This window comes from Antribacter gilvus, from assembly GCF_003946865.1.
Classification (GTDB): Bacteria; Actinomycetota; Actinomycetes; order Actinomycetales; family Cellulomonadaceae; genus Antribacter; species Antribacter gilvus.
This window is the reverse complement of record NZ_QXTH01000004.1, coordinates 50,902-65,539: the sequence shown is the minus strand read 5'-3', so window position 1 is coordinate 65,539 and position 14,638 is coordinate 50,902. Positions and strand designations below refer to the sequence as shown.

The 14,638-nt window shown below is 74.5% G+C and carries 13 protein-coding genes; 9 read left to right on the top strand and 4 right to left on the bottom strand.

Translation table 11 applies throughout. From position 1 onward, the window contains the following. Nucleotides 1-9 precede the first annotated feature (9 nt). A complete protein-coding gene (gene ptsP, locus D1350_RS08035) occupies nt 10-1,677 on the bottom strand; it encodes a phosphoenolpyruvate--protein phosphotransferase (RefSeq protein WP_125775479.1) in 1,668 nt (555 codons plus the stop codon). Nucleotides 1,678-1,815: 138 nt separating this feature from the next. On the opposite strand from ptsP, the gene D1350_RS08030 reads away from it, so the two are divergent. Together D1350_RS08030 and D1350_RS08025 are read left to right on the top strand one after the other, a co-directional pair. Beyond that, nucleotides 1,816-2,319: a PTS sugar transporter subunit IIA gene (locus D1350_RS08030; RefSeq protein WP_125775478.1), complete on the top strand. Its 504-nt coding sequence runs from the start codon at nt 1,816-1,818 to the stop codon at nt 2,317-2,319. A 59-nt stretch (nt 2,320-2,378) separates the two neighbouring features. Beyond that, nucleotides 2,379-2,747 (top strand): hypothetical protein, encoded by a 369-nt coding sequence (locus tag D1350_RS08025; protein WP_125775477.1) that lies wholly within the window; start codon nt 2,379-2,381, stop codon nt 2,745-2,747. A 10-nt stretch (nt 2,748-2,757) separates the two neighbouring features. Here D1350_RS08025 and D1350_RS08020 read toward each other — a convergent pair whose 3' ends face one another. Next, nucleotides 2,758-4,056, bottom strand: a complete 1,299-nt coding sequence (locus D1350_RS08020) for an MFS transporter (RefSeq protein WP_125775476.1) — start codon at nt 4,054-4,056, stop codon at nt 2,758-2,760. Between the two features lie 26 nt (nt 4,057-4,082). Then, a complete protein-coding gene (locus D1350_RS08015) occupies nt 4,083-4,703 on the bottom strand; it encodes a TetR/AcrR family transcriptional regulator (RefSeq protein WP_125775475.1) in 621 nt (206 codons plus the stop codon). A gap of 98 nt (nt 4,704-4,801) precedes the next feature. Here D1350_RS08015 and D1350_RS08010 point away from each other — a divergent pair, with 98 nt between their 5' ends. The 3 genes from D1350_RS08010 to D1350_RS08000 all read left to right on the top strand — a co-directional run bounded on the left by D1350_RS08010 (nt 4,802) and on the right by D1350_RS08000 (nt 8,083). After that, the gene (locus D1350_RS08010; protein WP_125775474.1) at nt 4,802-5,344 is read left to right on the top strand and encodes a DinB family protein; all 543 of its coding nucleotides are present in this window, start codon (nt 4,802-4,804) and stop codon (nt 5,342-5,344) included. 114 nt (nt 5,345-5,458) lie between these two features. Further along, complete coding sequence (locus D1350_RS08005; protein ID WP_240643960.1) at nt 5,459-6,469, top strand: hypothetical protein; 1,011 nt, start codon at nt 5,459-5,461, stop codon at nt 6,467-6,469. A gap of 576 nt (nt 6,470-7,045) precedes the next feature. Continuing rightward, nucleotides 7,046-8,083, top strand: coding sequence for a pirin family protein (locus D1350_RS08000; RefSeq protein ID WP_125775473.1), 1,038 nt, complete (start codon nt 7,046-7,048; stop codon nt 8,081-8,083). A gap of 22 nt (nt 8,084-8,105) precedes the next feature. Here D1350_RS08000 and D1350_RS07995 read toward each other — a convergent pair whose 3' ends face one another. Continuing rightward, nucleotides 8,106-9,110, bottom strand: a complete 1,005-nt coding sequence (locus D1350_RS07995; RefSeq protein WP_125775472.1) for a LacI family DNA-binding transcriptional regulator — start codon at nt 9,108-9,110, stop codon at nt 8,106-8,108. 166 nt (nt 9,111-9,276) lie between these two features. On the opposite strand from D1350_RS07995, the gene D1350_RS07990 reads away from it, so the two are divergent. From D1350_RS07990 to D1350_RS07975, 4 genes are read left to right on the top strand one after another with little or no spacing between them, the layout of a single operon-like run. Next, entirely contained in the window at nt 9,277-10,983 is a 1,707-nt protein-coding gene (locus D1350_RS07990; protein WP_206074466.1) for an HAD family hydrolase, read from the top strand. A 32-nt stretch (nt 10,984-11,015) separates the two neighbouring features. Continuing rightward, the gene (locus D1350_RS07985) at nt 11,016-12,005 is read left to right on the top strand and encodes a DUF8171 family membrane protein (protein ID WP_125775470.1); all 990 of its coding nucleotides are present in this window, start codon (nt 11,016-11,018) and stop codon (nt 12,003-12,005) included. Then, a complete protein-coding gene (locus D1350_RS07980; protein ID WP_125775469.1) occupies nt 12,005-13,786 on the top strand; it encodes an ABC transporter ATP-binding protein in 1,782 nt (593 codons plus the stop codon). Before D1350_RS07985 ends, D1350_RS07980 begins: the two co-directional genes overlap by 1 nt. Beyond that, nucleotides 13,783-14,631 carry an energy-coupling factor transporter transmembrane component T family protein gene (locus D1350_RS07975; RefSeq protein WP_125775468.1) on the top strand — a complete coding sequence of 283 codons (849 nt, stop codon included), beginning with the start codon at nt 13,783-13,785 and terminating at the stop codon, nt 14,629-14,631. The genes D1350_RS07980 and D1350_RS07975 overlap by 4 nt, the downstream gene beginning before the upstream one ends. Nucleotides 14,632-14,638: the final 7 nt, after the last annotated feature.

Genomic DNA, 14,638 nt, shown 5'->3' with positions numbered 1-14,638 from the left:
CTCGTGAACCTATGGGGTCACGATCCGTAGACGTACCGCTTCCCGTGCGGCCCGGGCGGTGGGCTGGTCGAGCGCCAGCCGTGCCAGGTCCGCGCACTCCTCGCTGGTCACGGTCGCGAGCACCGCGGCCACCTCCGCGAGTGCGCGCGGGGTCATGGACAACGACGTTACCCCCAGCCCGACGAGCACGGGCGCGAGCCACGGATCCGCAGCGGCCTCTCCGCACACGCCCACCGGACGACCATGCACCGCCCCGCCGGAGCACGCCACCCGGACCAGCTCCAGCACGGCCGGCTGCCACGGTGTCGACAGCGCGGCGACCCCGGCGAGGTCGCGGTCGGCGGCCATCGTGTACTGCGTGAGGTCGTTGGTCCCGAGGCTCGCGAAGTCCGCCACCCCCATGATCCACCGGGACTGGAGCGCGGCGGCGGGCGTCTCGATCATGACCCCGGCGTGGTCCAGCCCGTGGGACGCGCACGCCGCCACGAAGTCCCGGGTCTCGTCCACGGTGGCGATCATCGGTGCCATCACCCAGACGTCGGCGGACTCGGCGGCCGAGGCCGCGGCGATCGCGGCGAGCTGCCGGTCGAGCACCCCCGGGTGGTCCACAGCGGTCCGGAGCCCTCGCACGCCGAGGGCGGGGTTGTCCTCGTGGCCGGGGGCGAGGAAGCGGAGCGGCTTGTCGGCCCCGGCGTCGAGGGTGCGGACCACCACGCGGCGACCCGGGAACCGCGCGAGCACCGCGCGGTACTCGCGCACCTGCTCGTCCACGGTGGGCTCCTCGCCTCGGCCGAGGAAGCAGAACTCGGTGCGGAACAGCCCCACGCCGAGCGCCCCGGCCTCGGCGGCGGTGACCGCCCCGGCGGGGTCGGCAACGTTTGCCAGCAGCTCGATCTCCGCCCCGTCCTTGGTTCTCCCGTGCCCGCTGAAGACGGGGGCCGACGCCGCGCTCCGGCGTCGGGCGTCCTCGACCGCGGACTCCGACGGCGACCGCGAGACCGTGCCGAGCGTGCCGTCGACGAGGACCTTCTCGCCCTCGGTCAGCGAGGAGGCGCCGGGCAGGGCGACCACGGCGGGGATGCCGAGGGTTCGCGCCAGGATGGCGGTGTGGGACGTGGGGCCGCCGCGGGTGGTGACCAGGGCGAGGACCGTGTCCGGGTCGAGCATCGCGGTGTCGGCGGGCGCCAGGTCGGCGCCCACGAGCACGAAGGGGTGGCCGGGGGAGGGGACGCCGGGCGGCGTGACGCCGGTGAGCGCGGCGACGATGCGGTCGCGCACGTCGCGGACGTCGCGCGCCCGCTCCGCCATCGGCCCGCCGAGGGACTCGAGCTGGCTCGCTACTGCGCCCGCGGCGTCCCAGACGGCCCGCTCGGGGGTGAGCCGGTCCTCGCGGACGCGACGGACGGCGTCGGCGGCCAGAGTGGGGTCGGCGGCCATGGCCGCCGTGACGGACAGGACGTCCGACGCCGTCCCGGACGCGCGCGTGGCCCTCTCGGCGAGATCCCGCTCCACGCGGGACGCGGCCTCGGTGACCGCGGCGGCGGCGGCGTCCTCGGTGCCCCGCGGGAGCCGAGTGGTGGGCGGTTCCGGCACGCGCGGCGGCATACGGACGACGGGCCCCACGGCGCGGCCCGGACTTGCTGCGACGCCGATGAGCGTGTCGTTCTCGGTGGACATGCGGCCGCTCCCGTCAGTCTCGTCGTCGAGGCGCGCGAGCGAACGTAACACGGCCGGTCACGGGCCCGCGAGGGGTCGGGGCGGTGCAGTCCCGGACGGATCCCGGCCGCAGCGCCCCAGGTCTGGGACGATGACCCCATGGCTGAGGCGCTGACAGTCCTCTCTCCCGTCGCGGGACGCGTCGTCGCGATGCGCGACGTGCCCGACCCTGTCTTTGCCGAGAGCCTCGTCGGGCCGGGCCTCGCGGTCGACCCGGACCGGATGCTGGGCCGTGACGTGGTGGCCCCGTGCGACGGCGTCGTGGTCAAGCTGCACGCCCACGCGTTCGTCGTGGCGGCGGACGGCGGGTCGTCGGACGGCGGGTCGTCCGCCGGCCCGGTCGGGGGCCGCGGCGTGCTGGTCCACCTCGGCATCGACACGGTCCAGCTCCGCGGGGAGGGCTTCACCCTCCACGTCGCCGAGGGCGACCGGGTCCGCGCGGGGGAGACCCTCGTGTCCTGGTCTCCGGCCACGGTGTCCGACGGCGGCCGCTCGCCCCTCGTCCCGGTCGTCGCCCTGGACCTGGGCCCGGCGGGCCTGACCGAGCTGGTGCGGCCCGGGACTGTCGTCGCCGCTGGTGACCCGCTGTTCCGCCTGCCCTGACACGCCGCGCGCCACGCCATCGTTTGCCCCCGCGCGCGGATCGGATCACGATGAGCGGTATGCCCCACCATGGCGCCGGTCACGGCGACCCCAGCCCGAGCGGCTCCGGGGAAGGTCCCGGCGAGGACGTGCCGAGTCCCGCCGAGGACCCACCAAGTCCCGGCGGCGCGTGGACGATGTCGGCGATCGTGCTCGGCGCGGTGCTCCTCGTGCTGACGGCCTGGCTCGTGTCGCGGCCCGTGGCCGTGGAGTTCGGCTGGTTCGCCTACGCGCCGCTGTCCGAGACGACGTTCAGCGCGCCCGAGGTCCCGGCGCCCTGGGCGCACTACCGCTGGGCGGTGCTCACCGGGGTGGCCGGGGCGCTGTCCGTGGGGCTCGGGATGGGCTTCCGGCTCGCCCGCCCGACGATGTCCGCCGGGGAGTCCTGAGCCCGCCGCCTCAGTGGGGCGGCAGGTCCTCGGGGTTCGGCAGCCTCGCCACGGTCCGGTAGCCCACCGCCGCGATCACCAGCCCGGCAGCGCCTCCCACCACGAGCGGGAGGCTGAGCCCGCCGCGGGCGAGCAGCCCGCCCAGCAGCGAGCCGATCGGCATCGCGCCCCAGAGCAGGGTGCGCCAGGTGCCGTGCACGCGGCCCAGCAGCGCGCTCGGGATCGCCGCCTGGCGCAGCGACATCACCAGCACGTTCCACACCACCGTGCAGCCGAACGTCACGAACAGGCAGGCGGCGGCCAGCGGCACGCTCGGCAGGGCGCCCGCGACGATCCACGCGACGAGCCCGAGGATGTTGGCCCAGGCCATGGTGCGGCCGGTGCCGAACCGCTCCTTGAGCCGCCCGGCGACCGTGGTGGCGAAGAGCGCGCCGGCGGCGCCCGAGAGGATGAAGGTGCCGTACCAGGCCTCCGGGACGACGAGCTGGTCGAGCACGAACAGCACCAGGGTGGACGTCACGGCGGCGTGGCAGATCCCGATCGCGATGCTCAGGATCCACAGGGGCCGCAGCATGTCGCTGGACCAGATGAAGCGGAGGCCCGCGGCGGTCTCCTCGCGCCACGAGGTCTTCGGTCGCGGAGGTGAGGCCTCCTGCGCGGGGAGGGCGGACCGGCGTCGGACATGGGCGCCCGCTGCCGCTGCCGGAAGGAAGAGCGCGAGGCCGCCGGCGAGGGCGTACGCGCCCGCGTTGAGCCCGAGCGCCCACACGGCGGAGGCCGCCAGGAGCCACGACGTGAGCGGCTGGGAGAGGAACTGCTGCACCACGATCTCGCCCGCCTCGATGCGGGAGTTGGCGCGGGGCAGGTCCGGCCGGTCGACGATGGAGGGGACCACGGCGCGGATGGCGCCGTCGTACACCGTCTCGAGGGCTCCGTAGACGAGGACCACCGCGTAGAGCCACCAGATGGTGAGGCCGTCCGCGAGGTGGAGGGCCAGCAGGCCGACGGCCACGAGGGTGCGGAGGCCGTTCGCCGCGGCGAGGGCCTGGCGGCGGTCGATGCGGTCGAGCAGGATCCCGGCGGGCAGGGCGAAGAAGAGCCAGGGCAGCATCGCGACCACGGCGATGCCGGAGATCAGGAGCGGGTCGTCGGTGAGGCGCACCGCGAGGAGCGGGGCGGCCACCCGCGCGATGCCGTCACCGAGGCTCGAGCTGAGGTTGGCGGTGAAGAGGTTGCCGAAGGCGGCGCCGAGCCCTGCGCGGCGGGGAGTGGCGGCCTGCGTGTTGTTGCTCGGGGCGATCGGTGGCACGAGCCGAGGCTACCTGCGCCCGCCGGTCAGGCCGGGACGAGCACCGGTACGGCGTCGGACCGGGCGCCCACCGCGCGGAGGACGAACGCCTCGGCGGCACGGATGGCGCGCTCCCGGGCCACCGGCTCGTCCGGGATGAGGCGGCCGGACAGGCACGCGTTGACGAGGTGCACGGTGGGCCCGATGTCCTGCGGGGGGAACACGCCGGACTCGATCCCCGACATGAGGATGCGGCGCAGGATCGTCTCCACGATGTCCGCGTGCTCGCGCAGCCGCTGCTGCGTGGCGCGGGACAGCACGGACCGCAGGTCGGGACCCGGGGCGAGGTGGAACACCCGCGCGAGCTGGGCCTGCTGCCGGATGTACGTGCGCAGCTGCTCCACCGGGTCCTGGACCCCGTCCAGCGCGCGCTCCAGCGTGTGGGCGTACTGCTCGGTCTCGTGCGTGATGAAACCGAGGAGCAGCGCTTCCTTGTCGTGGAAGTGGTTGTAGACGGCGGTGCGTCCCACGCCCGCGGCGGCGGCGATGTCGGCGAGCGTGATGGTGTCGAACCCGCGCTCGGTCATGAGGGTGGAGAGCGCGTTGAACAGCTTGTGCCGGGTCATCTGGCGGTGTTCGTGAAGGCTCTTGCCGATGATCTTGGGCATGCTGACATCATAGGGCTCGTCCGTCAGGAACGAGCCGCCCCGGACCGTGACGTGGGACGCTCTGGCTCGCATGCCGGGCACCGCCCTAGGCTCAGGGCATGACGCAGCCTGACGGGATCGTGCCGGACGACAAGGACTGGACCTGGGTGCTGGAGCGACCCTGCCCGGAGTGCGGGTTCGACCCGTCGGCCGCGGACGCGGACGCCGCACGGCTGGGCGACGTGGTGCGCGCCACGCTCCCGCGCTGGACCGAGGCGCTCGCCCGGCCCGACGCCACCGTCCGGCCCGAGCCGGCGACCTGGTCGGTCCTGGAGTACGGGGCGCACGTCCGGGACGTGTTCCGCATCTTCGACGTCCGCCTCGCGTCGATGATCGAGACGGACGACCCGCTGTTCGCCAACTGGGACCAGGACGCCACCGCGCTCGAGGACGACTACGCCCACCAGGACCCGGCGGTCGTGTCCGGCGAGCTGGTGGCGGCCGGCGAGGCGATCGCCGCCCGGTTCGACACGGTGGCGGCCGCCGGCGACCTGTGGGAGCGGCCCGGTCGGCGCTCGAACGGCTCCGTCTTCACGGTGCGGACGCTCGGCGTCTACTTCCTGCACGACCTGCTCCATCACCTGTGTGATGTGAAAGCGTAGTTTCAACGCTCGTCCATTTATCCGCGTATTTGCGCGGAACGTGATACACGGACGTTTCCTCCCTGTAACGCGTTGGCATTCTCCGGGTTTCAGGGCGGGCGTAGGGTGCCGCGCATGACTTATCTGGCCGGTGCGATTCCCGTGGAACACGCGTCCGGGCACATCCTGGTCCTGCCGGTGGCCGACGACGGCCGGCCCGCGTCCGTGAGCGACCTCGCGTCCGCCTGGTTCTCCGACGTGGCCTGGCTCCGTGAACCGTCGCGCGTGAGCGGCGGACGGCCCATCGCGGGCTCCCGCTTCCGCGGCATCCAGCAGGCGGACGCCATCACGCCCGGGGTCCTCCGGGTGGGCGACGAGCACGTCGCCACGGGACCGTACGAGCTCACCCCGGCGCACCTGCAGGAGCTGGGGCTGCGGGTCGCGAAGGCGGAGGCGTACTCGCTGGCGCGGAGCGACGGTCTGCGCGACCTGCGCGGGCCGGCGCCCTCGTCGTTCGACGACCGGGACGGCATCGCCCGCACCTTCCCCCATTCCCTGCCGCAGGGCGAGGAGCTCCGCCTCATCCAGTGGGCCGTGGCGGCAGCCCGGAAGTCGGGCGGCGTGGTGCTGGCCGACGGCCGGTCCCTCCTGGCTCCTGACCCGGGCGGGTCCGTGAACCTCGGCCTCTACAGCGCGCACGCGCTGACGCCCGGGGACGTGCTGCCCATGCTGCGCGCGCTGATCGCCACGGCCGACGTCGCGGCCGACCAGCCCACGGCCGACGGGTCGCCCCGGTTCACTCTCGTGGGCAGCAGCTCGTACGACGGCTCCCTGGTGATCGAGGTCGAGCGGGTCGACCGCGTGCCCCGGGCGCTCGGCGCCCTCGACTGGCGCATGTACGGACCCTTCGCCTACCGGATGAGCTGGGTCCCCGCCGAGCAGTACGAGCTCGAGCTCGAGCAGCCGTCCGGCCTGCACCTGATCGCGCGGGCCCGGATGCGGGCCTCGCTCGCACGCCTCGCGACGTCCCTCCAGAGCCGGATCGCGGGGGTCATCGTGGACGAGGGCGGGTTCATCGCCACGCCGGCCGAGGTGGAGGAGCGGAACGACCCCTCGGGGGCGGGCGGCGCCCGCGTCTGGGTCTAGCTCCGCTGGGTGGAACCGCCCGGCTCGCCGGAACACGCCCGACTCGGTGGATCGTGGAAACGCGCCCTGCGTGTCGTCCACAGATTTGATCCACAGCCCTGTGGAACGAGCGGTGTCATCCCCGGTGCCGCTGTGGACAACCGTTTTTGGTGTCAGAGGTGGACATTCTGGTGCCCCCGACCGCTTGCCGTGATGAGGACACGCGGATAGAAACGTGGCTAACGGTCTGAAGGCGGCAGGCCGGTCGGAGCACCTGCAACAGCCCCGGCGAACCTGCAGCCCACGACAGTTCTGGTTGACCGGAGAACGACAGGACGTCCCGTACCGCGGTACGGGCTGCGGGTGACGACGCAGGTGCCTGAACGGGGCCGGAAGACCACCCGCGTCCGACACGTCCGTGGAGAACAGGCCTGGCGATCCGGGTCTGACGGGCGTCAATCGGGGCCGTGACGTCGACACGGCACCTCTGATCCCCGGGATTCGTCGACCAGGGGTACGCGGTTTGCGAGGGCCCCCCGGCCTGCCCCGGGGGGCCCTGGCCTGTCCAGGAGGCCGCGACCTCTTACGCTCGGAACCATGAGCAACCTGGAGACGCGGCCGGCCGAGCAGGTGTGCAGCGCGGGCGAGCTCCGCGAAGGCGTGGAGCTCCTCACGCCGCGGGACGTGCCGCTCGGTGGCCCCCGGGCGATGTCCGTCCGCCGCACCATCCCGCAGCGGGCACGCTCGCTGGTCGGTGCCTGGTGCTTCAGCGACCACTACGGGCCGGACGACGTGTCGTCGTCCGCCGGGATGCAGGTGCCGCCCCACCCGCACACCGGGCTCCAGACCGTGAGCTGGCTCTTCCAGGGCGAGATCCTGCACCGCGACTCCGTGGGCTCGCTGCAGACGGTCCGGCCCGGCGAGCTCAACCTCATGACGGCCGGCCGGGGCATCTCCCACTCGGAGGAGTCGCCGGCCCAGGGGCGCCCGCCGCTGCTCCACGGCGTCCAGCTGTGGACAGCGCTGCCGGGCTCGGCCCTCGACTCCGACCCGCACTTCGAGCACCACGGCGACCTGCCGGTCGCGACCGTCGACGGCGCCCGGGTCGAGGTCTTCATGGGCGGGCTGTCCGCCGGGGGCGGGGAGCTCGTCTCGCCCGCCCGCACCTACACGCCGCTGGTCGGCGCGCAGCTCGACCTCGAACCGGGCGCGGAGGTGTGGCTCGACGTCGACCCGGCGTTCGAGCACGCCCTCCTGGTGGACTCCGGGGACGTGGCCCTCGAGGGGGAGACGGTGCCGGTCGCCGGCCTCGGCTACGTCTCGCCGGGGCGCTCGCGGCTGGTCGTCCGCGCAGGCGCGTCCGGCCCCGTCCGTGCCGTGCTGATCGGCGGGACGCCCTTCGAGGAGGACGTCATCATGTGGTGGAACTTCATGGGGCGCACCCACGAGGAGGTGGCCCGCGCCCGCGCGGACTGGATGGCCCAGGTGGCCGACGCCGGCGGCGACGCCACCGCGTACACCCCCGGGGCGGCCGGGCGCAGGTTCGGCCGGGTCGAGGGCTACCCCACCGGGCCGCTGCGGGCGCCCGCCCTGCCGGACGTGCGGCTCAAGCCGAGGACCCGCCCCCACCCCTGAAACCGTGCCGGGGGGCGGCGGGTCAGGTGCTACCCCGCACCACCAGGCTCGGTGCCAGCACCTCGTGGCGGTCTCCCGCCCGCCCACCGATCCGCTCGGCCAGCAGCGCGACGGCCCGCTCGCCCATGAGCTCGCGCGGCTGGTGCACGCTCGTGAGGCGCGGGCGGGCGCGCAGGGCGAGCGCGGAGTCGTCGTAGCCGACGACGGCAAGGTCGCCGGGGACGGACAGCCCGTGGTCCCAGGCGTGGTCGAGCACGTCGAACGCCTCGACGTCGTTCCGGGCGAAGACGGCGTCGTGCCCGGCGGCGAGGGCCGCCCCGATCCCGGCAGGGTCTGTCACGCGGGCGAACCGCTCGAGGCCGTGGGCGCGCATGGCGGCCTGGTAGCCGTCGCGCCGGGCGAGGCCGGCGGGCCGGCGCGACGACGACACGTGCAGGATCCGCTCCCGCCCCCGGCCGACGAGATGGTCGACGACGAGCCGTGCGCCGAGCTCGTCGTCGTTGTTCACGGAGTCGATGCCGGAGACCGGCTCGAGCGTGCGGCCCACCATGACGACCGGCGCACGCCGGGCCGCGGCCTGGAGCGTGGCGGCGTCCACCCACGAGGACACGACGACGAGCCCGTCGACGTGCAGGTCCAGCAGGGCCTCGACCCGTCCGGCGAGCCGCCCCCGCTCCCGCGACCCGTGAGCCAGGAGCACCGAGAGCCCGGCGGCCTCGGCGGCACGCTCCACGGACGTGACGATCTCCGTGTGGTACGGGTTGGAGAGGCTCGAGATGACCACGCCGACGAGCATCGTGCGGCGCTCCCGCAGCGCCCTGGCCAGGGCGTTCGACCGGTAGCCGAGCTCGTCCGCGGTCTGCAGGATCCGCTCCCGCGTGGCCGCGCCCACCCCGGGGGCGCCCCGGAGCGCGAGCGACACGAGCGACTTGGAGACCCCCGCCCGCGCGGCGACGTCGAGGATCGTCGGGCGGTGGCCGACCCTTGCCCGCCCCGGCTCGTCCGTCTCCTGCGCGCTCTGTGGCACCCGTCCCCCTCCATCCGTCCGACCTTCGGAAGTGTACGTTTCGGGACCCCGTCGGGTGCCCCGTATGGAAGGTTCCACTGGAACGTTCCAGAAGTTCCGTGGTCGTTCACCTGCGGTCCATCTGCCCGACGCCGGGACGCCCCGCCCCGTCCCTACGTTCGCCACCGTGACCCGCAGCACGCACCTCTTCGCCACCCCGTCCGCCACCCCGTCCCCCGCGACCGGCCTCGACGCCGTCCCCGACGCGCTGCTCCTCGACTTCGGCGGCGTCGTCTTCCAGACGCGCAAGCGCCCCGAGGCCTGGGCCGAGGTGGCCGTCCACGTCTCCGAGGTGCTGGCGCGCGCGGGTCACCGCATCGGCGCGCAGGAGCTGGAGCCGGTGCTGCGCGGCGGCAACAAGGCGCTCAAGGACTGGAAGAACGCGTCGAGCCGACGGCTGGAGCCGCGCGAGCTCACGCACCGTGAGATCTGGCGCGACTTCTACGGCTCGCCCCTTCCCGCAGCGGCCCGCGAGGTGCTGGTCGGCAGCGCGGGCGCGCTCCAGGCGTACCTGACGGCCACCGTGGCGGAGCACGTCGTGCGCCCCGGCGTGCGCGAGCTCCTCGCGCTCGCGGCCGAGCGGGGCGTCCGGCTCGGCATCGTCTCGAACGCGCACGCGGGCCGCGCGCACCGCGAGCTGCTCGCCGCCCACTGCCTGGACGACGCGTTCGGCGTGCAGGTCTACTCCGACGAGGTCGGGATCCGTAAGCCGCACCCGGGCATGATCGAGCTGGCCGCTGCCGCCCTCGGCACCACGCCGGCCCGCTCCTGGTACGTGGGCGACACGTTCGACCGCGACGTCGTGGCGGGCCGGCGGGCGGGCGTCGGCGCCGTCGTGCTGACCCGCCACCACCACACCGACTCGCCGCCCTTCCCCGTGACCGAGACCGCCGACGCGGTCTTCGACACCCCGGAGGGCCTGGTCGAGGTGCTGGCCGCGGCGGGCCGCGAGCCCGCGCCGGCGGACCCGACCCCGGGAGAGGTACCTGTCGCCGCGGAGGCGGGTGCCGCCGTCGGGCGCCCGTCCGCTCTGCTCCTCGACCATGGCGGCGTCATCGCCGTGTCCGTGCCCGACGTCGGAGCCCGCCTCGCGTTCGCGGCCCACCTCGCGCGGCGGCTGGGTCGCGCGGGGTACTACGTGACCTTCGAGGAGGCGGGCGAGGTGGTCGCGGCCGCCCGGCGGCGGCACAAGGAGTGGAAGGCCGCGCGTGAGGCGGACGTCTCCGCCTTGGCCGACCCCGGTGCCCCGCCCGTCGTGCCCGAGATCGACGCGACGACGTTCTGGACCGGGCTCGCCGCCCCCGGCCTGCTGGCCCTCCTGCCGCCCGAGCAGCACGCGGGGGCCACCACCTGGCTGCGCGTCGAGGCCCACGCCCTCATGGTCGGGTTCGCCCGGTCCAAGTCGCTGCCGACCGTGCGCCCGGGCCTGCGGGAGGTGCTCGAGGCGGCGCGGGCGCTGGGCGTGCCGGTCGCGGTGGTGTCGAACACGGTGAACGGCCGCGCCGTGCGCGAGGAGCTCGACGAGGCGGGCCTGACCCACCTGGTCGGCGTGCACGTCTACTCCGACGAGCTCGGCCGCCGCAAGCCCGACCCCCTCATGCCCGGGACCGCGCTGCACGCCCTCGGCGCCGACCCCGCGCGCGCCTGGTTCGTGGGCGACAAGCCCCGGCGCGACGTCGCCGCGGCCCGCGCGGCGGGCGTCGGCACCGTCGTGCTGGTCCGTGGCGGGTCGTCCAGCGACGCCGAGATCGACCAGGCCCCCGCGCACCTGCGTCCCGACCACGTGATCGCGCACCTCGGCGAGCTCGTCGGGCTCGCCCTCGACCACCCCTGACACACCATCCCCACCACAAGGAAGGCACCCTGATGTCCACGCTGTCCCGCACGGACGCGCTCCGCGCCCGGTTCCACGACCCGGACGGGATCTCCGGCTCGCAGAAGCTGATGATCCTCGTCCTGTCCATGACGCTGTACGGCGTCGCCGACATCGTCGCCGACCTGGTCCCCCAGTGGGAGGTGGGCGGCCTCCAGATCGAGGTCGCGTACTTCGCGTTCATCCCGGTCGCGCTCGCCGCGCTCCTCACGCCGTTCTGGGTGGCGCTCGGCTGCGCCATCGGCGAGGCGATGATCGCCGACATGCTGCTCGGCAGCTTCGGCGGCCTGGGCGAGATCGAGGGTTTCCTGCAGATCTTCGTCGGTGCCTACGTGGCCGGCTGCCTCGTGCGCGACCCGCGCAACCGCCGCCAGCTCTTCGTGGCGGGGCTCGCCCTCGTCGCCATCGACAAGGTGACCTCCGGCGTGATCGACGTCGCCAAGGTCGCCATCGGCATCGACCCCGACGCGCAGGAGGAGGCCGCAGAGGCGTTCGGCCTGAGCGACGCGCTGTCCACGGTGGTCGTCTCCGAGGGTCTCGAGCTCCTCCTGGCGATGGTGGTGACCGGCGTCGTCTTCGGTGGCCTGGTCGCCATGTGGCTCGCCCCGCGCCTCTACGGCAAGATCGAGCCGCTCATGGGCCTCCGCCCGCGCGACCCGGCCAACCCGCCGCGCCTCGTCGGGCCGTGGGGCGTCCCGTTCTGGCTGGTCGGCGCGCTGGGCATCCTCGCCGCCGCGGCGGTGGGCATCTTCTCCCAGTGGGAGGAGCACTTCGAGGTGGCGAACCCGGTCACCACGCTGGCCGAGTTCGAGGCCGAGGGGGCCGAGGAGTTCGCCGAGTCGCTCGCCTGGGTGGGCGGCCTCGTCGGCCTCGTCGTGGGCCTGGGCGCCGTCGTGCTGGTGGCGGCGCTGCGCGCCCGCTCGGCGGCGCAGGCCGAGTCCGCCCGGGCCGAGGCGGCCGCCGACGGCGAGGACGAGGACTGATGCCGACGCCGCCGACCGCCGCACCGACCGCCGCACCGGGACCCGCGTGCGCCCCCGGACCCGTGCCCGCGATCGAGGTGACGGGACTGACTTTCCGGTACCCGGGCGCGACGTCGGACACCCTCCGCGGCGTGGACCTGCGCATCGAGGCGGGCGACTTCGTGGCGGTGGTCGGCGGCAACGGCTCGGGCAAGACGACCCTCTGCAAGACGTTCAACGGCCTGGTGCCGCACTTCTGGAACGGCGACCTGACCGGTCGCGTCCGCGTGCACGGCCGCTCCACGCGCAAGCGCAGCGTCGCCGACCTCGCCGGGGAGGTCGGGTACGTGTTCCAGGACTTCGGCAACCAGCTCGTGCGCCCCACTGTGCGCGACGACGTCGCCTTCGCCCCGCTCAACCTCGGCCTCGAGGACTGGGCAGAGCGGGCCGACGAGGCGCTGGCAGCCCTCGGGATCGAGGACCTGGCGGACGCGTACACGTGGCAGCTGTCGGGCGGGCAGCAGCACCTCACGGCGCTCGCCGGGTCGCTCGCCCTCCGCCCGCGGGTGCTCGTGGTGGACGAGCCCGCCGCCGAGGTGGACCCCGCGCGGGCCGCCGCGATCTACGAGCGCCTCACGCGGCTCAACCGGGAGGGCGTCACGGTGGTGGTGATCGAGCACCACGCCGACCTGGTCGCCCGGTACGCGCGGTCGGTGGTGCTCATGGCCGGCGGCCGCGTCCGCTGGCACCTCCCCGTGCAGGAGGCGCTCGCCCGCACCGCCGACCTGGAGGAGGCCGACATCCCCGTGCCGCAGGTCGTCGCGCTCGCCCGCGCGCTGGACCCGGCCGTCGCCGCGGGCCGAGCGCCCGTGCCGCTCACGGCCGAGGCGTGCACGGACCTCCTCGCGCCGCGGTTCGCCGGCCACCCCGCAGGGCTTGCCGCCGGTCCGGGGGGCCTGGAGCCGGGCGCCGCCGTCGGCCCGACGACGGAGGTGGTGGCCCGCGCGCACGACGTCACCGCGGGCTACCTCAGCGTCTCCGGCCCGCGCAGCACCGTGCTCGACGGGCTGTCCCTGACGCTCCGCGACCGCGAGCGGGTGGCGCTCGTGGGGTCCAACGGCGCCGGGAAGTCCACGCTCCTGGCGCTCCTCGCCGGGCTCACCCTCCCGCAGGCGGGCACCGTCGAGGTGGGCGGGCGCGACACGCGCTCGGTCTCCGCCGCGGAGCTGGCCGGCACCGTCTGCTACCTGGTGCAGCGCCCCGAGGAGATGTTCCTCCAGGACTCGGTGCGCGCCGACGTCGCGATGTTCCCTCGCGGCCGGGGGCTCCCGGACACCGACGAGCTGGTCGAGGGCGTCCTCGACCGGATGCAGCTCACCGAGGTGGCCGACCGGGACGGGCGGCTCCTGTCCGGCGGGCAGCAGCGGCGGGCCACCCTGGCGATCGCCCTTGCGATGCGTCCCCGCCTCCTCCTTCTCGACGAGCCGACGTCGAGCCTCGACCTCCGCTCCCGGGACGACGTGATCGGGCTGCTCGCCGACCTGGCCGAGTACATCCGGTGCACCGTCGTCGCCACGCACGACATGCACCTCGTGGCCGAGTGGGCCACCCGCGTCGTGGTCCTCGACCAGGGGCGCGTCCTCGCCGACACCGATCCCGCGACCCTGTTCGCGTCGCCCGGCGTGCTGCGTCGCGCCCGGCTGGTGCCGCCCCAGGTGGCGCAGGTGGGGGCGGGGCTGGGGCTCGACCCCGTGCCGCTGTCGGTCGAGGAGCTGGTGGAGCGCGCGGAGGGCGAGCGATGAGCGCGCCCGCCGCCGGCAGGTCCCGCTCCGGGCTCGACCGTGCCTCGGTCGAGTGGGTCAAGCTCGAGCTGATGCGCGTCGCGTACGCCACCCGCGGCGGCTTCCTCTCCCGCCGCGACCCGCGCGCCGTCATCGCCTGGTACGTCGTCGGGGCGATCGCACCCTGGTTCACGTACGACCTGACGGTCCTCGCGATCCTCTTCGGGCTGGCGGTCGTCGGGGCGCTCGCGGCCCGGATCGGCCCCCTGCTGCTGGGTCTGTTCGTGCTCGGCCTGCTCGGCGAGCTCGTGTACCTGCTGATCCTCGTGCTGGTGCTCGGGCACGACTGGTCGACCGTGCTCGACCTCGTCATGCCCACCCTCAAGCTCGGCACCGTGTCGCTCGTCAGCATGGCGGCGTTCGTGTCGCTCGACCCGGAGAAGATCTCCGACGCGCTCCTCGCGCTGCGGGCACCGGCCATGATCGGTTTCGCGGTGTCGTACGGGTACCGGATGATCCCCGTGCTGATCGACGAGTACCAGACCGTCGTGGACGGCCACCGGCTCCGGGGTGCCCCACCCGGGCCCGTCGGGTTCCTCGGCCGGCGGGCCGTGGTGCGGGTGTGCTGGATCGCCGTCCAGGCGTTCTACCCGCTCGTCCTCAACACCGCCAAGCGCACGCGCACCACCGTCGAGGCGCTGGAGACGCGGGGCTTCACCGCGGCGACCGCGGCCGGGTCGGGCGGCCTGGCCCGGAGCCTGCGGCTCGCGCGGCTGCGCTTCACGGCGGCCGACGGCGTCCTGCTGGCCGGGACCGTCCTCGCCGTCGCGGGAGCGTTCGCGGCGGGGGCGGTGCTGCCGAAGTAGTGCCTTC

Coding starts and splice junctions, on each gene's coding strand:
- D1350_RS08010 (WP_125775474.1), top strand. CDS start 4,802: ATGACGCAGCCTGACGGGATCGTGCCGGACGACAAGGACTGGACCTGG.
- D1350_RS08000 (WP_125775473.1), top strand. CDS start 7,046: ATGAGCAACCTGGAGACGCGGCCGGCCGAGCAGGTGTGCAGCGCGGGC.
- D1350_RS08025 (WP_125775477.1), top strand. CDS start 2,379: ATGCCCCACCATGGCGCCGGTCACGGCGACCCCAGCCCGAGCGGCTCC.
- ptsP (WP_125775479.1), bottom strand. CDS start 1,677: ATGTCCACCGAGAACGACACGCTCATCGGCGTCGCAGCAAGTCCGGGC.
- D1350_RS07975 (WP_125775468.1), top strand. CDS start 13,783: ATGAGCGCGCCCGCCGCCGGCAGGTCCCGCTCCGGGCTCGACCGTGCC.
- D1350_RS08005 (WP_240643960.1), top strand. CDS start 5,459: ATGACTTATCTGGCCGGTGCGATTCCCGTGGAACACGCGTCCGGGCAC.
- D1350_RS07985 (WP_125775470.1), top strand. CDS start 11,016: ATGTCCACGCTGTCCCGCACGGACGCGCTCCGCGCCCGGTTCCACGAC.
- D1350_RS08030 (WP_125775478.1), top strand. CDS start 1,816: ATGGCTGAGGCGCTGACAGTCCTCTCTCCCGTCGCGGGACGCGTCGTC.
- D1350_RS07980 (WP_125775469.1), top strand. CDS start 12,005: ATGCCGACGCCGCCGACCGCCGCACCGACCGCCGCACCGGGACCCGCG.
- D1350_RS08015 (WP_125775475.1), bottom strand. CDS start 4,703: ATGCCCAAGATCATCGGCAAGAGCCTTCACGAACACCGCCAGATGACC.